The organism is Dactylosporangium maewongense, from assembly GCF_039531485.1.
Taxonomy (GTDB): domain Bacteria; phylum Actinomycetota; class Actinomycetes; order Mycobacteriales; family Micromonosporaceae; genus Dactylosporangium; species Dactylosporangium maewongense.
Genome location: NZ_BAAAQD010000011.1, coordinates 189,228 through 208,573 on the forward strand (window position 1 = coordinate 189,228; position 19,346 = coordinate 208,573).

The 19,346-nt window shown below is 72.5% G+C and carries 17 protein-coding genes and 1 pseudogene; 10 read left to right on the forward strand and 8 right to left on the reverse strand.

The genetic code is table 11. From position 1 onward, the window contains the following. Positions 1–137: 137 nt before the first annotated feature. The 5 genes from ABD332_RS27300 to ABD332_RS27320 form a co-directional block, all read right to left on the reverse strand. Complete coding sequence (locus ABD332_RS27300) at positions 138–704, reverse strand: tetratricopeptide repeat protein (protein WP_344505001.1); 567 nt, start codon at positions 702–704, stop codon at positions 138–140. Between the two features lies 1 nt (position 705). Next, complete coding sequence (locus ABD332_RS27305; RefSeq protein ID WP_344505002.1) at positions 706–966, reverse strand: hypothetical protein; 261 nt, start codon at positions 964–966, stop codon at positions 706–708. 94 nt (positions 967–1,060) lie between these two features. Continuing rightward, on the reverse strand, positions 1,061–2,413 hold the full coding sequence (locus ABD332_RS27310; protein ID WP_344505003.1) for a tetratricopeptide repeat protein: 1,353 nt from the start codon (positions 2,411–2,413) through the stop codon (positions 1,061–1,063). Between the two features lie 14 nt (positions 2,414–2,427). Continuing rightward, positions 2,428–3,945 carry an outer membrane protein assembly factor BamB family protein gene (locus ABD332_RS27315; protein WP_344505004.1) on the reverse strand — a complete coding sequence of 506 codons (1,518 nt, stop codon included), beginning with the start codon at positions 3,943–3,945 and terminating at the stop codon, positions 2,428–2,430. 91 nt (positions 3,946–4,036) lie between these two features. Next, complete coding sequence (locus ABD332_RS27320; protein WP_344505005.1) at positions 4,037–4,807, reverse strand: M15 family metallopeptidase; 771 nt, start codon at positions 4,805–4,807, stop codon at positions 4,037–4,039. Between the two features lie 19 nt (positions 4,808–4,826). Between ABD332_RS27320 and ABD332_RS27325 the strand changes: the two genes are divergently transcribed. Next, complete coding sequence (locus tag ABD332_RS27325; protein ID WP_344505006.1) at positions 4,827–5,699, forward strand: L,D-transpeptidase family protein; 873 nt, start codon at positions 4,827–4,829, stop codon at positions 5,697–5,699. 5 nt (positions 5,700–5,704) lie between these two features. Here ABD332_RS27325 and ABD332_RS27330 read toward each other — a convergent pair whose 3' ends face one another. Further along, a complete protein-coding gene (locus tag ABD332_RS27330) occupies positions 5,705–6,667 on the reverse strand; it encodes a hypothetical protein (RefSeq protein WP_344505007.1) in 963 nt (320 codons plus the stop codon). A gap of 303 nt (positions 6,668–6,970) precedes the next feature. Here ABD332_RS27330 and ABD332_RS27335 point away from each other — a divergent pair, with 303 nt between their 5' ends. The 8 genes and pseudogenes from ABD332_RS27335 to ABD332_RS27365 all read left to right on the forward strand — a co-directional run bounded on the left by ABD332_RS27335 (position 6,971) and on the right by ABD332_RS27365 (position 17,248). Next, entirely contained in the window at positions 6,971–8,068 is a 1,098-nt protein-coding gene (locus tag ABD332_RS27335; protein WP_344505008.1) for a sugar ABC transporter substrate-binding protein, read from the forward strand. Between the two features lie 99 nt (positions 8,069–8,167). Continuing rightward, entirely contained in the window at positions 8,168–8,941 is a 774-nt protein-coding gene (locus tag ABD332_RS27340; RefSeq protein ID WP_344505009.1) for an ATP-binding cassette domain-containing protein, read from the forward strand. After that, positions 8,938–10,197, forward strand: coding sequence for a sugar ABC transporter permease (locus ABD332_RS27345; RefSeq protein ID WP_344505010.1), 1,260 nt, complete (start codon positions 8,938–8,940; stop codon positions 10,195–10,197). Before ABD332_RS27340 ends, ABD332_RS27345 begins: the two co-directional genes overlap by 4 nt. A 100-nt stretch (positions 10,198–10,297) precedes the next feature. Beyond that, positions 10,298–10,492: pseudogene (locus ABD332_RS60110) on the forward strand (sugar kinase); the annotation flags it as partial. A 267-nt stretch (positions 10,493–10,759) separates the two neighbouring features. Then, complete coding sequence (locus ABD332_RS27350) at positions 10,760–11,704, forward strand: ROK family protein (RefSeq protein ID WP_425552300.1); 945 nt, start codon at positions 10,760–10,762, stop codon at positions 11,702–11,704. 116 nt (positions 11,705–11,820) lie between these two features. Further along, positions 11,821–14,607 (forward strand): putative bifunctional diguanylate cyclase/phosphodiesterase, encoded by a 2,787-nt coding sequence (locus ABD332_RS27355; RefSeq protein ID WP_344505012.1) that lies wholly within the window; start codon positions 11,821–11,823, stop codon positions 14,605–14,607. Between the two features lie 164 nt (positions 14,608–14,771). Further along, positions 14,772–16,010: a type III PLP-dependent enzyme gene (locus ABD332_RS27360; RefSeq protein ID WP_344505013.1), complete on the forward strand. Its 1,239-nt coding sequence runs from the start codon at positions 14,772–14,774 to the stop codon at positions 16,008–16,010. A 62-nt stretch (positions 16,011–16,072) separates the two neighbouring features. Continuing rightward, complete coding sequence (locus tag ABD332_RS27365) at positions 16,073–17,248, forward strand: MFS transporter (RefSeq protein ID WP_344505015.1); 1,176 nt, start codon at positions 16,073–16,075, stop codon at positions 17,246–17,248. A gap of 34 nt (positions 17,249–17,282) precedes the next feature. On the opposite strand, the gene ABD332_RS27370 is transcribed toward ABD332_RS27365, so the two are convergent. Then, the gene (locus ABD332_RS27370) at positions 17,283–17,975 is read right to left on the reverse strand and encodes a type 1 glutamine amidotransferase domain-containing protein (RefSeq protein ID WP_344505016.1); all 693 of its coding nucleotides are present in this window, start codon (positions 17,973–17,975) and stop codon (positions 17,283–17,285) included. 110 nt (positions 17,976–18,085) lie between these two features. On the opposite strand from ABD332_RS27370, the gene ABD332_RS27375 reads away from it, so the two are divergent. Further along, entirely contained in the window at positions 18,086–18,655 is a 570-nt protein-coding gene (locus tag ABD332_RS27375; RefSeq protein WP_344505017.1) for a DUF1349 domain-containing protein, read from the forward strand. Positions 18,656–18,696: 41 nt separating this feature from the next. Here the strand turns inward: ABD332_RS27375 and ABD332_RS27380 are convergent, their stop codons facing one another. Further along, a complete protein-coding gene (locus tag ABD332_RS27380) occupies positions 18,697–19,302 on the reverse strand; it encodes a class I SAM-dependent methyltransferase (RefSeq protein WP_344505018.1) in 606 nt (201 codons plus the stop codon). Positions 19,303–19,346 lie beyond the last annotated feature (44 nt).

Here is a 19,346-nt window from a genome sequence, read left to right on the forward strand (position 1 = left end):
GGAGCCCAGAGCCTACCGTCCGGTCGGAAGGTTTGCTGCTGGACCCCTCAAACTTTCGTGCGCACAGGGTACGGCGCGAAGTGCCAGCTTGCGCACCGCCTCGTGCTGTCACCCTCATACAGCCTAGAACGCGACGCTCAGAACGGCGGCCCATCGACCGGTCCCACCGGAGCCGGCCAGGTCGGCCTGAGCACCGGCCGTTGCAACACCGCCACGGCGTCCTTCACCCGGCCGAGGTCGAGCAGGTAGCCGGCAAGCGCCCGACTCCCCCAGCCGGACCCGGGGCGTTCGAGCACGTCGACCGCCTCTTGCGTACGTCCGGCGCCGGCGAGCAGTCCAGCGACGGTCTCGGCCGCGTAGCCGGTGCCGCCCTCAGGGTGCGCGGCCGCCAGTTCGAGGGCCTCGTCCAGACGGCCGCAGCCGGCCATCAGCTCCAGCCGCATCCTGAAGAACTCCCACTCGTCGAAGCCGAGGGCATCCAGGAAGGCCAGCCCGTCCCCGGCGCGCCCCTGGGCCGCGAGGTGCGTGCACAGCTCGTCGACGCTCCAGTCGTCCGTGCACGTGGAAGCGAGCTCCCGCAGCACCTCCGTCGCCTCGTCGGGGCGGCCGTGCCGCACCAGCAGCTCCGCGAGATACGACAGGCCGAAGACCCGGCGGGACCCCGAGTCGCCGGGGTCGCGGTAGACGGCGATCGCGCCTTCCACGTCACCGCGCTCCTCCAGCAGCTCCGCGAGACGTCGCGCGGCGTCCCCGTGATACCCGGTCGTGCCTGGCCAGCAGCTCGGCGAGCGCGTCACGGCCGTTCACCGAGGTCGCCTCCCGGTCGCGCAGCACGGCGACCGCCTCGTCCACCCGGCCCTGCCGCTCCCGGATCGCGGCCAGCAGGTCCAACGCGTTGAACGGCTCGAGACACTCGAGACAGTGGTGCGGCCGGGCGCCGCCCGCCTCGATGCGGGCCGTCAGCAACGCCGCGGCCTCCTCGTCCCGGCCCGCGGCCGCGGCGTGCGGGCGCGGTAGTCAAGATCCTCGGCGTCCACGGCGGACACTGTAGCCCGGCCGGTCAGAAGGGCGGCTCGTCGACCGGGTCGACCGGCTCCTGCCAGGTCGGCTGCGGCACGGGCGCCTGCAGCAGCGCCACGGCCTCCTTGACCCGGCCGAGTTCGATGAGCAGCCCCGCCCGGTCGCGGACGAGGTCCGGCGCGTCGCGTTCCAGCACGGCGAGGGCCTCCTCGGTGCGGCCCGCGTCGGCGAGGATGGCGGCGACCGTCATCACCGCGAACCACGGCTCCCCCTCGGGAGGGTCGGTCCGCGCCAGGTCGACCGCCTCGTCGAGCAGTCCGCACGCGGCCATCAGGTGCAGCCGCAGCCCGAAGTACTGCCAGTCCTCGCCGCCGGCGCGGGTCTTGAGCCGGTCCAGGTGGGCGAGGGCCTCGTCCGGGCGGCCGCGGTCGGTGTGGTACCCGCACACCGCGTAGACGACGACGTCCTCCGTGCCGCCGGGGCCGTCCGCGAGCGCGCGCAGCACCTCGAGCGCCTCGTCGTCCCTGCCGTGCCGGAGCAGCAGCTCCGCCAGCGACAACCGGACGTCACAACCCGGCCCCTCCAGCCACCGCCGGTACACGTCGACCGCGCCGTCCACGTCGCCGCGCTCCTCCAGCAGCGCCGCGAGCCGGTCCGTGGCGTGACCCATGACCTCGGAGGCCGCGTACGCCCGCAGCTCCCCGACCCGGTCGTGGCGGGCGAGCAGGTCGGCCAGCAGGTCGGGCGTGACGTCCCCGGCGTGCAGCAGGGCGACCGCGTCGTCGACGCGGCCCTGCCGTTCCCGGATCGCGGCGAGCAGCTCCACCGCATTGCCGGGTTCCATCCGCGGGCAGCCGCAGTCCCGACGGCCGGGCGTCTCGACGCGGGCGGTCAGCAGCACGGCCGCCTCCTCGTCCCGGCCGACCGTCCCGGCGACGTCGACGAGCGCCTCGGCGGCGGTCCGGTCCGCGAGGTGCGGCGCCAGGAGGTCGAACGCCTCGTCGCCGCGGCCGTGCCGGGCGAGCAGCCGGGCGGCGAACGCCACCGCGACGCCGCCGCCGGACGCGTGCGCCCGGGTCAGCGCGATCGCCTCCTCGGCCCGCCCCCAGCCCTCAAGGAGCCCCGCGGCGGTCTCCACCGCGACCCACCGGCCCGTCGCGACGAACGGGGCGAGGACGGCGAGGGCCTCCTCCTGCCGGCCCCGCCCGGCGTGGTCCCGCGCCAGGTGCAGCGCGCAGAACCACTCGCCGCGCCCCGCCTGCAGCTCCACCTCTCCGGCGTGACCGAGCTCCACCAGGCGGGCGACCAGCTCCGCCGGGATGCAGTCGGCCTGCATCCCGGCGCGGTGGTCAGGATCCTCAGCTTGTGCCGGCGCGCACGTCGCGTAACGCATCCTAGGATACTGGGTCAGGAGACCGACAAGGAGTGGATGGCGCCGGCCCGGGTGCCGAAGTACATGGCGCCCTTCCAGACGGCGGGGGTCGACTCGATGCAGCCGCCGATCTTCAGCTCCCACAGCAGCGTCGGCTGGGCGTTGGTGTCCTTCACGTCGTAGGCGTGCATGACGCCGGAGCAGTCGCCGATGAACAGGGTGTCGTCGACGACGACCGGGGACTGCCAGGTCTCGTTGCCGGGGACGTGGAACTTCCACCGCACGGCGCCGGTGGCGCGGTCCAGGCCCATGACGTCGCCGCCGGTCGTGTCGAAGATGGCGATGTCCTTGAACAGTGCCGGTGTGCCCCAGATGCCGGCGGGCTTGCTGCCCTGGTCCTTGACCGACCAGACGACGGGATTGTCGGGCTTCGACGGGTCGAGCTTCAGCATCTGCCCGACCTGCTTGGAGCGGGCGTTGCCCTTCTCGTACTCCGAGCCGACGTACAGGAAACCGTCCTCGTCGATGACGATCGAGGCGTCGGTGTCGTCACCGGTCCAGAACCGGAACACGCGGGTCGGGGTCTTGCCGGCCTTCAGGCCGCTGATGTCCCAGCCCTGCACGAGCCCGCCCGAGTTCGCGAAGTACACGACGTCCTTGTAGATCGCGACGGAGTTCTCGATGGAGACGTTGGTGTCGCCGAAGTCCTTGAGCAGCTGCTGGTCCCAGCCGGGGGTGTTGAACACCAGCTTCGGGTCGACGGTCACCTTGCCGTTGGCGTCGTAGCCGCGGTTGAGCTTCACGATGTGGAACTGGCTGTTCTCGCCGCCCTCGAACAGGTAGTCGTCGATGATCAGGCCGGAGCCGTCCCAGTCGTCGTTCCACATCGTCGGCTTCACCGCGTTCGCCGACAGCTTCCACAGCTCGGTCGGCTTGCCCCGGTCCAGGGCGATGACCCGGTAGTAGTTGTCGCGGGAGCCGGAGTACAGCAGCGGGAAGCCGTCTGGGTCCATGGTGACGGTGCCCTTGATGATGTCGCCGGTCTGGAAGTCCGGGATGATCCGCTCGCCGGTGGCGGCGTCCAGGAAGTGGATGGCGCCGTCGTACGCGCCGAACACCACCCACGTCCGGCCGTCCTTCTCGAACACGGCGGGCTGGCCGGTCCAGCCGTTGCCGCACCACTGCGTCGTCTTGCCCTTGTCCTCCGACATGCGACACAACCCGCCGGTCTTCGGGAACTGCCACTTGCGCACCGGCATCTCCCGCGGCACCGGGCCCTGCCCGTAGTAGGTGCGGGTCGGGTTGCCGCGGAACGTCAGCAGGCCCTGCACCTTCGTCCCGTACGGCTTGCCGACCATCGCGGGGTCCGACCAGCCGGTGAACGCCGGTTTCGCCGGTGACGGGGACGCCGGCTCGGCGGGCGCCCCGGTCGCGGTCACGTCCGGGGTCTCGGAGGCGGTGTCGCGCAGCGCGTACGCGGCGGTGGCGACCCCACCGACGACCAGGGCCAGGGCAGCAGCGATGGAGAGGCGGAAGGCCGCCGTACGTGACATTGCGCCAGTATGTCGATCGGCCGCCACCCGCGGCTCCCCCGAACGGCGCTATGGGATCCGTGCCACCGGCCTCACCCCGCGCGGCACCCCATTACGGTTTTTCGAAATGCTGGTAATCCACGCCGGTTTTCCAGGCGCCTCCCCAGGCGAACCCCTCCGCCTTGAACGCGGTCACGACCACGTCACCGGCCACGATCATGCCGGGTCTGACATTACGCCGGTCCAGGTAGTCCTTGCCGGCGGACGGCATGATCTGCTTCCCCGGCAGGTACGGGTTCTCCACGGTGTTGACGTCGATCGCGCGGCCGTACGCGTGGTTGGACCAGTGCGTGGTGTTCGGGACGTTGCGGCAGTTGAACGCCGACGTGTTGTCCGCGGCCATGGACGCGTCGTCGCTGCCGCCGTACGCCTCGATCGTCTGCATGCTGCGGATCGGGAACCGCGCCGCGTAGAGCCTGCCGAAGACCCGCACGACCGCGTCGGCGATGGCGCGGTGCACGACCAGCTCACCGACCCTGGCGGTGCCGTCGAAGCCGACGTAGGACAGCCGCAGCAGCCGCAGGTCGTCGAGGCCGACAGGGCAGCCGGGCCGCCACGACACGCCGGTCATCCGCTGCCGCGCCTCGGCGGACAGCACCTCGACCGTGCCGACGAAGGCCGGTGTACCGGCGGCGCTCGGCGACGCGGCGCTCGGCGACGCGGTCGACGGGCTCGCCGCGACGGCCCGTGACGGCGGCGACCCGCTCGCGGCGGTGCCCCCGGATCCGCCCCCGCAACCCGCGAGCACGGGCAGGACCAGCGCCGACGCCAGCGTCAACTTCAGGACGGCGGCGACCGGGCGGGTGCGGGAACGGTTGCGCATGCGGCCGATACTATGTGTCGTGCCGGTTGACCAGCGCAGACGACGCGCCCCACAGGCCCTGCTCACGCTCGCCACATTGCTGCTGGTGCTCACGGCGTGCGGCGGGAAGCCCTCCCGATCCGCGCAGCCGGAGTCGAGCCCGTCCGCGTCGGAGGCCGCGGCGCCGCCCCTGGAGGCCGAGACGACACCGGTGGCGGCGTCACCGTCGGTACCGGCGTCACCGTCCGCGTCGGCCTCCGCGTCGAAGAAGCCGTCGCCGTCGAAGACCGCCGCGGCGGCGGTCGCGGCGAACGACGCGTCGCGGCTCAGGACGCTGCCGTCCGGCACGACACAGGTCGTGATCGTGCAGGCGGCGAGCGCGTCCGCGACCACGGCGAGCCTGCAGGCCTACGCGAAGACCGGCGGGGCGTGGCAGCCGGCGCTGCCGGCGATGACCGCGAAGATCGGCGCCAACGGGTTCAGCGGCGCCAAGCACGAGGGCGACAAGACGACCCCGACCGGCGTGTTCGGCTTCGACGGGACCATGTACGGCATCTCCGCCAACCCCGGCGTGAAGTACACCTACCACCGGGTGGTGCAGGACGACTGGTGGGACGAGAACAGCGACTCCCCCGGCTACAACACGTTCCACCACGGGGCGAACCCCGGCGGGCCGAGCGAGCCGCTGTGGCAGATCAGCCCGCAGTACAACCACTTCGCGGTGATCCGCTACAACATGCCGGCGACGCCGGGCCGCGGGTCCGGCATCTTCCTGCACGTCACCAACGGCAACCCGACGCTCGGCTGCGTCGCGCTGCCCACCGGTGACCTGGTGGCGCTGCTGCGGTGGCTGAACCCGGCGGCGAACCCGCGGATCGTGCTGTCGCCGACCGGCCAGCTGTCGCGGTACTGAACCGGTCAGCTCACGTGGGTGGCGCCGCAGCCGGGGCAGGTGAACAGGTGCACGTCGGTGGTGAGGCGCAGGCCCGTCGGGCGCTGGTGCGCGTCGCCGTCGGGGGCGGACCAGTCCAGGTCCTGCTCCTCGAGGGGGATCCAGTGGAACGACTCGTCGTCGTACTCGTGATCGGAGATGACCAGGAGCAGTTCGCTGGGCGTGCCGCAGTGCGGGCACGGGAACCCGCCGGGGCGGCGCGGGTAGCCGCCGACCTTCCAGCCGGGCGCGACGAACCCGGCCGCGACACCCGGCGGCATGCGGTCGCGGAGGGCCGGCGGCAGCGCGTCGGCGCACGGGTAGTCGGTGACCTGCTCCGGGTGCAGCAGGCACGGCGTCGGCAGCCAGCCGGCGTGCTGGACGTCGCCCTGTGGCGGGTCGGTCAGCAGGTCGGTGGGCAGGTCGGCGGCGCGCCGGCGGCGGATCTGCACTGCGGGGCCGGCGGTGTCGCGCAGGTGCTCGACCGGGCACCACAGGACCTGCAGGACGTCGAAGGTGTCGCCGTGCGGGTCGGTGCGGGGCAGGTCGGGGACGTCCGACGCCCACAGTTGGGCGAGCGGGATCAGCGGGTTCGGCCTGGCGTGCGGGCGGCCGTCGCGCAGCTCGTGCGTGCACAGCGGCCACGGCTCGTCGGCCGGCCACGCCAGGGGGCCGCCGACGTGGCTGTCCCCCGCCCTGGGCGGGTGGACGGCGGCATCGGGCACCCGGGCGGCGTGCGGCGCGCCGGCGTCGGCCACGCCGAAGGGGGCACCTGCCGCGCGGGAAGCGGCGCCCGGCCCCCAAAAACCGGCACCAGAACCGGCACCGGAACCGGCACCGGGCACGCCGGAGGTGGCACGGCGCGGGTGCAGTCGGGTCGCGGTCCGGCCGAGCGCGGTCAGCTCCGGGAACTCGGCAAGGATCTCCGGCGCGAACGGCGGAGTGATCATGATCTCGAGGATAGCCACGGCGAATGGAGCGAAGCGGAAACAACGCTCAGGTTTCACGTTCTACGCAACCAGTTGGCAACCGAATCCGGCGATGATCATGCCGGCGGGAGCGGTTGCGTCGGCGTTGCGCAATTGTTACCGCCAACAACATTTTCGAAATCGCGGTGGACTTGTGCCCACCGGTCGCGGAGGAATACGTTGCCGGACACAACAATCACCGTCGTCCCGAAGACACCCCGACGGTGCCCCCCGCCCCCGAAACCCCCCAGCGCCCTGAGGCGCATATCCGAAAGGACCCGTGCAATGCGCAGAGGGATCCTCTCCCTGTTGGCGGTCGGCGTCCTCGCCACCGGCGGTCTCACCGCCTGCGGCGACGACAAGGCCGCCGATCCCGGCAGCGGCGGCAACGCCAAGAAGCCGAAGATCGGCGTGATCCTGCCTGACAGCAAGTCCTCGGCCCGCTGGGAGACCGCGGACCGCAAATACCTCGAGGCGGCGTTCAAGACCGCCGGCGTCGACTACGACATCCAGAACGCGCAGAACGACAAGGCCGCGTTCCAGACCATCGCCGAGCAGATGATCACGGGCGGCGTCAACGTCCTCATGATCGTCAACCTGGACTCCGGCACCGGCAAGGCCGTGCTGGACAAGGCCAAGGCCGCCGGCGTCGCCACCATCGACTACGACCGGCTCACGCTGGGCGGCTCGGCGGCGTACTACGTCAGCTTCGACAACGTCGCGGTCGGCAAGCTGCAGGGTGAGGGCCTCGTCAAGTGCCTCACCGACGCGAAGGCCACCAAGCCGGTCATCGCCGAGCTCAACGGCTCCCAGACCGACAACAACGCGACCCTGTTCAAGCAGGGCTACGACGGCGTGCTCAAGGCCAAGTACGACAGCGCCGAGTACGTGAAGGGCCCGGACCAGTGGGTCGCGGAGTGGGACAACACCACCGCCGGCACGGTCTTCGAGCAGATGCTGACCTCGACGCCGAACATCGCGGGCGTCCTGGCCGCCAACGACGGCCTCGGCAACGCCGCGATCAACATCCTCAAGAAGCAGAAGCTCAACGGCAAGGTCCCGGTGACCGGCCAGGACGCGACCGTCCAGGGCCTGCAGAACATCCTCAACGGTGACCAGTGCATGACCGTCTACAAGGCCGTCAAGCAGGAGGCCGACGCCGCCGCCAAGCTCGCCATCGGCCTGGCCAAGGGTGAGAAGGGCGCCACCTCGCAGAAGGTGACCGACCCCGAGGGCAAGCGTGAGGTCGACGCCGTCCTGCTGACCCCGAAGTCGATCACGAAGGACAACGTGAAGGACGTCGTCGACGACGGCTATGTCACGGTCGCCGAGCTGTGCACCGGCGACTTCGCCGCCAAGTGCGCCACGGCGGGCATCAAGTAACACCAGCCGACCGGCCCGGTGTCCGCGTTCCCCCCGCGCGGACACCGGGCCTGCGCGCTGCCGTCACCACCCGTCGTCGGACATGCAAGAAGGAGCATCGTGACCGACACACCTCTGCTGGAGGTCCGTGGGCTCAACAAGAGCTTCGGACCGGTCCAGGTCCTGCGTGACGTGGACTTCTCCGCGTACGCGGGCCAGGTCACCGCCCTCGTCGGCGACAACGGCGCCGGAAAGTCCACCCTGGTCAAGTGCCTCGGCGGGATCTACTCGATCGACTCGGGCGAGTACCTGTTCGACGGCAAGCCGGTCAGCGTCCACGGGCCGCGCGACGCCGCCGCGCTCGGGGTCGAGATCGTCTACCAGGACCTCGCGCTCTGCGACAACCTCGACATCGTCCAGAACATGTTCCTCGGCCGCGAGATCAAGAGCGGCATCGTCCTGGACGACATCACGATGGAGCAGCGCGCCGCGGAGACCCTCGCGGGGCTGTCGGTGCGCACCGTCAAGTCGGTCCGCCAGCACGTGTCGAGCCTGTCCGGCGGCCAGCGGCAGACGGTCGCGATCGCCAAGGCCGTGCTGTGGAACAACCGCCTCGTCGTGCTCGACGAGCCGACCGCCGCGCTCGGCGTCGCGCAGACCGCCCAGGTCCTCGAGCTGGTGCGGCGCCTCGCCGACAACGGCCTCGCCGTCGTGCTCATCTCGCACAACATGAACGACGTGTTCGCGGTCGCCGACCGCATCGCCGCCCTGTACCTCGGCCAGATGTGTGCCCAGGTGAGCGCGACCGACGTGACCCACTCCCAGGTCGTGGAGCTCATCACCGCCGGTCGCAGCGGCGACCTCGGCCTGCGCAAGAACGGAGCGACGGCATGACCGTGTCCACCGTGCCGCCGGAGGAGAAGTCGACCGACGGCCAGCCGGCGACCCTCGGCCTCTACGTGCGCACGTACCTGGCGAAGGTCCGCGGCGGCGACATGGGCGCGCTGCCGGCCATCCTCGGCCTGATCGCGCTCACGATCATCTTCTCGGTCGCCCGGCCCGTGTTCTTCAGCGCCGCGAACTTCGCCAACCTGCTCTCCCAGGGTGCCGCCGTCACGGTCATCGCCATGGGCCTGGTGTTCGTGCTGCTGCTCGGCGAGATCGACCTGTCCGCGGGGTACGCCAGCGGCGTCTGCGCCGCGGTCCTGGCGACCCTGCTCACCACGCACGGGTTCCCCTGGTACGTGGCGATCCTCGGCGCCGTCGTGACCGGGGTCGCCATCGGCCTCGTCATCGGCCTGCTGGTGTCGAAGATCGGCATCCCGTCGTTCGTGGTGACCCTGGCCGCGTTCCTCGCCTTCCAGGGCGCGGTGCTGCTGCTCATCAAGGGCGGCACGATCATCTCGGTCGACGACCCGACCATCAAGATGATCAACTTTGACGGCCGGTTCACCCCGTTGCAGGGCTGGATCCTGTACGGCGTGACGATCGTCGCCCTGACCGCGCTGCAGCTGTGGAAGCGCACCAGCCGCGCCCGCCGCGGGCTCGCCGTCGAGCCGATGTCGGTGATCGCGCTGCGCGTCGGCTCGATCGCCGCGCTCATGGGCGTCGGCGTCTACGTGCTCAACCTCGAACGCGGCCGCAACATCCTGTTCTCGCAGAAGGGCGTGCCGATGGTCGTCCTGCTCATCGGCATCCTGCTGGTGATCTGGACGTTCGTGCTCAGCCGCACCGCCTACGGCCGGCACCTGTACGCGGTCGGCGGCAACAAGGAGGCGGCCCGCCGGGCCGGCATCAACGTCGACGCGATCCGCATCTCCGTCTTCGTCATCTGCTCCGGCATGGCCGCCGTCGGCGGCATCATCGCCGCGTCCCGGCAGGCGTCCGTCGACCCCAACACCGGCGGCAGCAACGTGCTGCTCTACGCCGTCGGCGCCGCCGTCATCGGCGGCACCAGCCTCTTCGGCGGCAAGGGCCGGGTCCTGGACGCCGTCCTCGGCGGCGCGGTCGTCGCCGTCATCGAGAACGGCATGGGCCTCATGCAGTACAGCGCCGGGCAGAAGTTCATCGTCACCGGTGTCGTGCTGCTCGCCGCCGCCGGCATCGACGCCCTGTCCCGCCGCCGGGCCGCATCAGCCGGGCTGAGATAGCCGCGCCGTCCCGCCGGTCGGAACAGCTGCCAGAACGGCTCTGGTCCGGCCAGCGGGACGGCCGTACGGTTAGCGGCAGCCATCAACGAGAAAGTCGAGCATGCGCGTCGGCCCCAGCCAGGAGGAGATCCGCAGGAGCAACCTCGGTGCTCTCCTGCGATCCGTGCACCTCCACGGCGCCATGTCCCGCGCCGACCTGACCACGAGCCTGGGACTCAACCGCAGCACGATCGGCGCGCTCACCGCCGACCTCGCGGCGGCCGGGCTCGTCAGCGAGGGCGTCCCCCGCGAGCAGCGCGGCCGCGCCGGCCGGCCCTCCCTGGTCGTGCGGCCCGAGTCGGAGCACGTGTACGTGTTCGCGTTCGCCGTCGAGGTCGACCGGATCGTCGCCGCCCGCGTCGGGCTCGGCGGGGTCGTGCTCGACCGGCACGCCGCCGTCCGGCAACGCGGCGACCGCAGCGCCGCCCAGGTCGTCGCGCCGATCGCCGACTTCGTCCGGCAGATGCAGAAGGCCGCCCCGCCGGGGGCGAGGCTCGTCGGCAGCGCCGCGGCGGTCTCCGCCATGGTGCGCCGCGAGGACGGGTTCGTCCGGCTCGGCCCCGAGCTCGGCTGGGTCGACCAGCCGCTCGGCGAGGCCCTCGCCGACGTCATCATCAGCACCGGCGTCGACCTGTTCCCCGCCACCGGCGTGCGCACCGCCCCGGCGGGCATCGTGCCCGCGCAGCGCACGCCGCAGGCCCACGACCTGGTCGACCCGTCCGGCGCGCTGACCCGGTCCGCGCAATCCGCGCGGCCCGGGCGACCCGGCGGGACCGACGCCGCCGACGACACCGACGAGGACCTCGGCGAGCCGGACGGTCCCGAGCCGGCGCCGACCCGGGCACTGGTGCAGGTGCGCAACAACGCCGACCTCGCCGCGCTCGCCGAGCACGCCCGCGGAGCCGCCGTCGGCTGCGACAACGTCGTCTACCTCTACGGCGACGCCGGCGTCGGCGGCGGCATCATCGCCGCCGGGCGCCCCGTCACCGGCCACGGCGGCTACGGCGGCGAGGTCGGGCACATGGTCGTCAACCCCGCCGGCAAGCCGTGCAGCTGCGGCTCCCACGGCTGCTGGGAGACCGAGATCGGCGAGCACGCGCTGCTCGCCGCCGCCGGCCGCAACCCGTCGTCCGGGCGCGACGGCATCCTCGCCGTCGTCGACGCGGCCGGGCGGGGCGACGCCTCGGCGCAGGCGGCGGTCCGGCAGGTCGGCGACTGGCTCGGCTTCGGCGTGGCGAACCTCGTCAACATCTTCAACCCGGAGATGGTGATCTTCGGAGGCACGCTGCGGGAGGTGTACCTCGCATCCGCCGCACAGGTGCGCAGCCGCCTCAACCGCAACGCGCTGCCCGCCTGCCGCGAGCACGTCCGGCTGCGGACCCCGGTGCTCGGCGAGGACGCCGCCCTGCTCGGCGCCGCCGAGCTCGCGTTCGAGCCGCTCTTCGCCGACCCCCTCGATTTCGCGTAACCAGCAATTCCGTAATTCCGGGTGCGGTGCGGTTGCCGGGCCCCGCGACGCCTCAGCTCTCCTGCCCGTCACCCGATCTTTCCGGCGCTGGACTGGAACCGCGACGGGAGGCGACATTGCTGGGCAGGCTGCGGCACGTCGTCCCGACGCGTGGGTACGCGATCCTGTGCGGGACCGCCGCCGCCGTCACCGCCCTGCTGTTCGTCGCGCTCGTCACCGGCGCCGGCGGGCCCATCGTCGCCCAGAACACGTCCAACGTCGCGCTCTTCGCCGCCGCGCTCGCCGCCGCGTGGGGGTGCCTGACGAAGGCGCTGGGCGAGGCCCAGCGCCCAGTCGCGCGCCGGGTGCGCTGGTCGTGGGCGCTGACCGGGCTCGGCGCGTTCTCCTGGGGCGTCGGGCAGATGTTCTGCATCTGGTACGAGACGATCCAGGGCACCGAGGTGCCGTTCCCGTCCCTCGCGGACGCCGGCTACTTCTGGATGATGCCGTTCACCGCGGCCGGGCTGCTCGTGCTGCCGATGAGCCGGCAGAGCGTCGCCCAGCAGGCCCGCAGCATCCTCGACGGGCTCATGATCGCCGCGTCGCTGCTGCTCATCACCTGGATCCTGATCCTGGGCCCGCTCGCCCGGCAGGGCGCCGACAGCTTCCTCGCGCTGCTGGTCACCCTCTGGTACCCGGGCGGCGACGTCGTCGTGCTCACCGTGGTGCTGTTCATGCTCGCCCGGCTGCGTGCCGGCGGGCACCGGCCCATGTCGCTGCCGCTGGTCGGGACCGGGCTGGCCGCGTTCACGGTGTCCGACAGCGGCTACGCGTACCTGACGCTCATCGACAACTACGGCTCCGGCGCCGTGCTCGACCTCGGCTGGTTCGTCGGGTTCGTGCTGATCCTCGTCGCGTCCCGCAAACCGGACCTCGAGCACGCGGCCGGTGACTCCGACGCGCTGACCCGCCCGCTCGGCGTCATGCTGCCCTACATCGCGGTCCTCGGCGCCCTGTGCACCAGCACGTTCGAGGTGCTCAGGCACGGCGCGCACGACCCGGTCGTGTCCTGGTCACGGTCCGCGATCATCCTGCTCATCGTCGGCCGCCAGCTGCTCACCCTGCTGGAGAACCGCAACCTGACCCGCGACCTGGAGGACCGGGTCGAGGCCCGCACCGCCGAGCTGCGCGCCAGCGAGCAGCGCTTCCAGGCGCTCGTGCAGCACAGCTCCGACGTCGTCACCGTCGTCGCCGTCGACGGCACCATCACCTACCAGTCCGAGTCGATCACCCGTGTCTTCGGCTACGACCGGGAGCACGTCGCCGGGCAGCGGCTCACCGGTTTCCTGCCCGACGAGGCCCGCGCCCGCCTCGAGGAGGCGTTCGGCGCGGTCGCCGACACCCCGTACGCCAGCCGGGTCGTGGAGATCCCGATGCGGCACGCCGACGGGCACTTCCGCCTCGCCGAGGTCACCATCACCAACCTGCTCGCCGACGCCAACGTGCAGGGTCTCGTGCTCAACTCCCGCGACATCTCCGAACGCAAGGAGCTCGAGGACCAGCTCGTCCACGAGGCGTTCCACGACGGCCTCACGAAGCTCGCGAACCGGGCCCTGTTCAAGGACCGGGTCGAGCTCGCGCTGCGCCGCCGCGGCGACGCCGACATCGCCGTGCTCTTCCTGGACCTCGACGGGTTCAAGGAGGTCAACGACAGCCTCGGCCACGCCGCCGGCGACCAGCTGCTCGTGCAGGTCGCCGACCGGCTCGCCGCCGCGGTCCGGCCCGGCGACACCGTCGCCCGCTTCGGCGGCGACGAGTTCGCGGTCCTCATCGACGTGGTGGACAACGCGGATGACGCCGACGACCTCGCCACCCGCATCATCGACGCCCTCGACCTGCAATTCGATATCGACAATACGGAAATCCACGTGCGGGGCTCGATCGGCATCGCCCTCACCGGCCCCGACGCCGCCGACGCCGACCAGCTCATGCGCAACGCCGACCTCGCCATGTACCGCGCGAAGGCCGCCGGCGAGGGCACCTTCGCCCGCTACGACCCGGCGATGCACTCCGGGCTCGTCGACCGGCTGCAGCTCGCCGCCGACCTGCGCCGCGCCTTGGAGGGCACGGGAGGCACGGGAGGCGCTGGAGGCACTGGAGGTACTGGAGGCGCTGAAGGCACCGGCGAGCTCGTCCTGTACTACCAGCCGACGATCGAGCTGCGCTCCGGCACCGTCACCGGCTTCGAGGCGCTCGTGCGCTGGAACCACCCCGTCCGGGGCATGATCTCCCCCGCCGACTTCATCCCGCTCGCCGAGTCGACCGGCCTCATCCGCCCCCTCGGCCAGTGGGTCCTGGCAGAGGCGTGCCGCCAGGGCGTCGAGTGGGGCGCCGGCGACCCGGACCGGGTGTTGACGATGGCCGTCAACGTCTCCGGCCGCCAGTTCGACCAGACCGACCTGCCCGCGATCGTCGCCGGCGTCCTCGCCGACACGGGGCTGCCGCCGGAGCGGCTGTGCCTGGAGATGACCGAGAGCGTCCTGATGACCGACACCGAGGAGAACCTCGCGGTCCTGCTCAGCCTCAAGGCGATCGGTGTCAGGCTCGCCATCGACGACTTCGGCACCGGCTACTCGTCCCTGGCATACCTGCGCCGCTTCCCCGTCGACACGCTGAAGATCGACCGCTCCTTCGTCGAGCGCATCGGCGGCGCCACCCCCGACGCGGCCCTCGCCCGCACGATCGTGCAGCTCGGGCAGAGCCTGGGGATGGCGACGGTCGCCGAGGGCATCGAGCAGTACGCGCAGTTCCTCGCGCTGCGCCGGATGGGCTGCGACCTCGCCCAGGGCTACTACTTCTCCCGCCCGCTCCCGGCGGACGAGGCCGGCGCCCTGCTGCGCGACCCGGCCGCTCTCGCCGCCTGAGGTCCCGGTTGCCGCACCGGTGCGGCCGCGTGGGGTTCGCCCCCGTCCAGCAACGCCACTCATGTCCAGGAACCGCCGGCGCGTGCCGATCTCACCGTGGGGCGAGGCGCGAGCCGCCGCGCCCCGACGTGCGATCACCAGGCATCACGAGAAGGAGCTCATTGATGACGGCTGCCATCACCGACCAGGCGCGTCTGGACCTGCCCGGCCACTGGCCGGCCGCCCTCGGGCCGCGGGCCCTGGCGGGTCTCGACGTGCCCACGCCGTTCCTGGCAGTCGACCTGGACACCGTCGCGGACCGGTACACCGCGTTCGCCGCCGCGATCCCGGGCGTGTCCACGTTCTACGCGATGAAGTGCAACCCCAGCACCGACATCCTCGGCACGCTCGCCTCGCTCGGCGCCGGCTTCGAGGTCGCCTCCATCGGTGAGCTGCGGATGCTGCAGGAGATCGGCGTCGACCCCGCCGAGGTCCTGTACAGCAACCCGATCAAGCCGCCCGCCGCGATCGTCGAGGCCCGCAAGGCCGGCCTGTGGCGCTTCAGCTTCGACTCCGAGGGTGAGCTGCACAAGCTCGCCCAGCTCGCGCCCGGCGCCGCCGTCTACATCCGGCTGCGCGTCGACGACTCAACCAGCAGCTTCCCGCTGTCGCGGAAGTTCGGCGCGGAGGCGCACGAGGCCCGGGCGCTGCTGCTGCTCGCGCGGGAGCTGGGCCTGCGGCCGTACGGCGTCACGTTCCACGTCGGCTCGCAGTGCGCGACCACCAGCGCGTGGCGGCAGGCGATCGCGGCCGCCGGCCGGCTGATGGCGGCCCTCGCCACCGACGGCGTCCACCTGGAGATGCTCGACCTCGGCGGCGGCTTCCCGGCCCGCTACGTCGAGCGGGTGCCGTCGCTGACCCAGATCGCCGACGCGATCGTGCCGGCCCTCGACGAGCTGCTGCCGTACCGGCCGCCGGTCCTCGCCGCGGAGCCCGGCCGGCACCTGGTCGCGGAGAGCTCCGTCATGGTGTCCTCGGTGCTCGGCCGCGAGGTCCGGGCCGGGGAGAACTGGCTGTACCTCGACATCGGCGCCTACCACGGCATGATGGAGACGCAGCAGACGGTGCAGCAGTGGCGGTTCCCGCTGTGGACGTCGCGCACCGACCACGCGCTCGTGCCGCACCTGCCGTTCACCGTCACCGGCCCGTCCTGCGACAGCTCCGACACGATGTTCTACGGCGTCAACCTGCCGTCCACGATCGACGTCGGCGACCAGCTCTACATCGGCTCCGCCGGGGCGTACACGCTGAGCTACGCCTCCAACTTCAACGGCTTCCCACCGCCGGAGCCCGTCTTCGTCGGCGGCGTCGCCCCGTCCCGGGTGCCGGTGCACCTGCCCGGTGCCCGGGTGGGCGGCAGCTGATGGCCACGGCCGTTGCGCCCCCGCGGACGCACCGGCCCACGCGCCCGTCCCGCCATCGCAGTGTGACCCCCGGCGGGCGCCGGCGCGCCGGGCGGCTGCGCGAGCTGATGGTGTCCGGGCTCGTCGACTCGTTCGGCCTGTCGCTGGGCTGGACCGTCTTCAACCTCGTCGCCGTGGACCGCGGCGGGCTCGCCCTCGCCGGGCTGTTCAACGCCGCCATGCTCATCGGCGTCGTGCTGTCCGCGCCCGTCACCGGCCGGCTCGCCCGGCACCTGCACGGGCGCACGCTGCTGCTGCTCGCCGGCGGGACCGAGGGCGTGCTGCGGGTGGCGACGCTCGCCGCGCTGCTCGCCGGCTGGGACGGCAAGCTCGTCGCGGCGGGCATCGTCGTCATGCACATCGCCGCCTACGCCGGGTTCGCCGCGATGCGGGCCGAGGTCGCCGCCGTCGACGCCCGGCCGCAGGCGATGACCCGCTACGCGCTGTCGATCGCCGCCGTCGAGGCCGCGGGGGCCGGCGTCGCGGCGCTGCTGCCGCTGCGGGGGCATTTCCAGCTGGCGGTGTTTCTCGTGTACGGGCTGAGCCTCGTCCCCACGATCCTCACCGCACGCAGAGCGCGCGTCCGCGACTCGGCGGGCGTCGACGACGGCGCCGACGCCGGACCTGGCCCGGCCAGGACCCGGGTCCGGCGGCGCCGCCCCCGGCTGCCGTGGCCGGTCCTCACCGGTGGCGGGTTCGTCACACTCCTCGCGGCCGGGCCCACCCTGCTGTCCGTGGCCCTCGCCAGCGAGCTGCACGGTCACACGGCGGTGGCGGGCGCGGCGATCGCGTTCAGCGCCGGCTGCCTGTTGTCGTCGTCGGCGGTCTCGCTCGTCGACCGGCTCCGGCTGCCGATCCAGGTCACCTGGCCGCTGTGGGGCGTCGGCATGCTCGCCGGCTGGCTGCTCGCCCCGGCGCACCTGCTCGGGCTGTTCTTCGCGCAGTTCCTGTCGGGGCTGTCGATGACGGCGTTCGAGGGCGGCATGGACGCCCGCATCGCCCGCGACGCCGCCCCGGGCACGGTGACGACGGTCCTCGCGTGGAGCGCCTCGACCCGGGCGCTCGGCGGGGCGGTCGCGGTGCGGCTGCTGCCGGCGCTGGTCGCCGCCCCGGCGATCGGCCTCACCAGCGGCGTGGCGGCGGCGACCCTCGCGGCGGCGGCGCTGTCGGCGTTCGTCCGGTTCAGGACGGCCCGCTGAGCGGCCGCCGCGGCGCCGCCGGCGTCCGTCCCGCTCAGGAAAGGCCGCTGAGCAGCTGCCGCGCGAGCGGTCCCGCCGAGGCGGGGTTCTGGCCGGTGTACAGGTTGCGGTCGACGACCGTGTACGGCTTCCAGACCTCGCCCCGGCTGAACTCGACGCCCATGGCGACGAGCTCGTCCTCGGCCAGCCACCTCGCCCGGCTCGCCAGCCCGACGGCTTCCTCCTCGTCGTTGGTGTACGCCGTGACGCGGTACCCGGCGAACGGCGACACCCCGTCGCGCCGGGTGGCGAGCAGGGCGACCGGCGCGTGGCAGACCACGGCGAGGGGCATGCCGGCGGCGAGGGCGGCGGTCAGCAGCCGTCCCGAGTCGGCGTCCTGCCACAGGTCCTCCATCGGCCCGTGCCCGCCGGGGTAGTACACCGCGTCGTAGTCCTCGAGGCGGGCGGTGGCGAGCGCGACCGGCCGCCGCAGCTCCCCTGCGCCGCGGATCACGCCCTCCTGCTCCAGGGCGACCTGCTCGCCGCCGGCCATCGCCGGCCGCAGGCTCATCACGTCCACGTGCGGCACGACCCCGCCGGGCGTCGCCACGACGATCTCGTGCCCGGCGCCGGTGAGCGCGGCGTACGGCGCCGTGAACTCCTCGGCCCAGTAGCCGGTCGGGTGCCTGGTGCCGTCCCTGAGCGTCCAGTAGCTCGCCCCGGTCATCACGAACAGGATCTTCCCCATGCCCTGAATCGTCCCCGTTCCCGGCGCCCCGGCGACCACCTCAAGGGATGACTCCTCGCCGTCGGCTCACGGGCCCCGCCCGCGGCAGGAGGACGGTTAAGATCGTCACTGTGCTGGACACCATGACCTGGCTGCACGAGCCGCCGAGCTGGTCGGTCGAGGACGGTGTCCTGCGCGCCGTCACCGGCCCGCGCACCGACTTCTGGCGGGAGACGTTCTACGGCTGGACCACCGACAACGGGCACTTCTTCCACCGGCCGGTGTCCGGCGACTTCACAGCCGAGGTGCGGGTGTCCGCGCGGCACACGACCCGCTTCGACCAGGCCGGCATGATGGTCCGCGCCGACGAGCGCACCTGGTTGAAGACCGGTGTGGAGCTCACGTCGGGCGCCCTGCACGTCGGCACCGTGTTCACCCGCGGGTGCTCCGACGTGTCGATGGCGCCGGTCGCCGGCACCGCGGCCGAGACCGCCGTGCGGGTGAGCCGCTTCGGCAGCGCGCTGACCGTCCACTGCCGCGCCGGCGACGGGCCGTGGCAGCTGCTGCGCCTCGGCCACCTCGACCTGCCCGAGACGGTGGACGTCGGCGTCATGTGCTGCTCGCCGGAGGGCGCCGGCCTCGAGGCGACGTTCCGCGACCTGCGGATCGGCCCGCCGATGTCGCGGGACAACCTCGAGTGACGCCCGAAGGCGACTTCGCGATGTACCGGCGCGTCTTGTAGCTACCCGGTCCGTTCGATCAGCAGGACGTTGTCGGTGACGGTGGCGGTCTGCCCGCCGGGGCCGGTCGCCACGCGCTGCGGCATGTCGGCCCGGCGCTTGACCCATCGTGCCGGGTCGAGCGCCAGGTCGGCGGCGACCTCGTCCGGTGTGGGGAACCGCGTGGCCGGGTCCTGTTTCCACGACCAGGGCGCGATCGAGCCGTGGTCGACGACCAGCAGCAGCCCGCCGGGGCGCAGCGCCGCCGCCGCGGTCCGCAGCACCCGGGCGCGGTCCAGCGGGAGCGGGGTCTGCAGGTACTGCGCGGAGATCAGGTCGAACGTCCCGCTCGGGAAGCTGGTCGCCAGGTCGTGCCGCTCGGCGGTCACGTCGAGGTCGCCGGCGCGGGCCCGGATCCGCTCGACGGCGGTGCCGGAGACGTCGACGGCGGTGACCCGCCAGCCGTGCCGCGCGAGCCAGAACGTGTCACCGCCGGCCCCGCAGCCGAGGTCCAGCGCGGTGCCGGGGGTGCGCTCCCCGGCGGTCTCGACGAGCAGCGGGTTGGCCCGCTGCCCGGGCGCGCTGTGCGTGCGGTAGTGCTCGTCCCAGAAGTGTTCGGCCTCGCTCATGCCGTCCAGCGTCGCGGCGCCCGTTGCCTGGTTGCAAGTCTTGT

What these genes read in the sequence shown, in the direction of transcription:
- ABD332_RS27335 (WP_344505008.1), top strand. Translation starts at nt 6,971, where the DNA reads ATGCGCAGAGGGATCCTCTCCCTGTTGGCGGTCGGCGTCCTCGCCACC.
- ABD332_RS27315 (WP_344505004.1), bottom strand. Translation starts at nt 3,945, where the DNA reads ATGTCACGTACGGCGGCCTTCCGCCTCTCCATCGCTGCTGCCCTGGCC.
- ABD332_RS27380 (WP_344505018.1), bottom strand. Translation starts at nt 19,302, where the DNA reads ATGAGCGAGGCCGAACACTTCTGGGACGAGCACTACCGCACGCACAGC.
- ABD332_RS27330 (WP_344505007.1), bottom strand. Translation starts at nt 6,667, where the DNA reads ATGATCACTCCGCCGTTCGCGCCGGAGATCCTTGCCGAGTTCCCGGAG.
- ABD332_RS27320 (WP_344505005.1), bottom strand. Translation starts at nt 4,807, where the DNA reads ATGCGCAACCGTTCCCGCACCCGCCCGGTCGCCGCCGTCCTGAAGTTG.
- ABD332_RS27310 (WP_344505003.1), bottom strand. Translation starts at nt 2,413, where the DNA reads ATGCGTTACGCGACGTGCGCGCCGGCACAAGCTGAGGATCCTGACCAC.
- ABD332_RS27360 (WP_344505013.1), top strand. Translation starts at nt 14,772, where the DNA reads ATGACGGCTGCCATCACCGACCAGGCGCGTCTGGACCTGCCCGGCCAC.
- ABD332_RS27345 (WP_344505010.1), top strand. Translation starts at nt 8,938, where the DNA reads ATGACCGTGTCCACCGTGCCGCCGGAGGAGAAGTCGACCGACGGCCAG.
- ABD332_RS27370 (WP_344505016.1), bottom strand. Translation starts at nt 17,975, where the DNA reads ATGGGGAAGATCCTGTTCGTGATGACCGGGGCGAGCTACTGGACGCTC.
- ABD332_RS27350 (WP_425552300.1), top strand. Translation starts at nt 10,760, where the DNA reads ATGGTGCGCCGCGAGGACGGGTTCGTCCGGCTCGGCCCCGAGCTCGGC.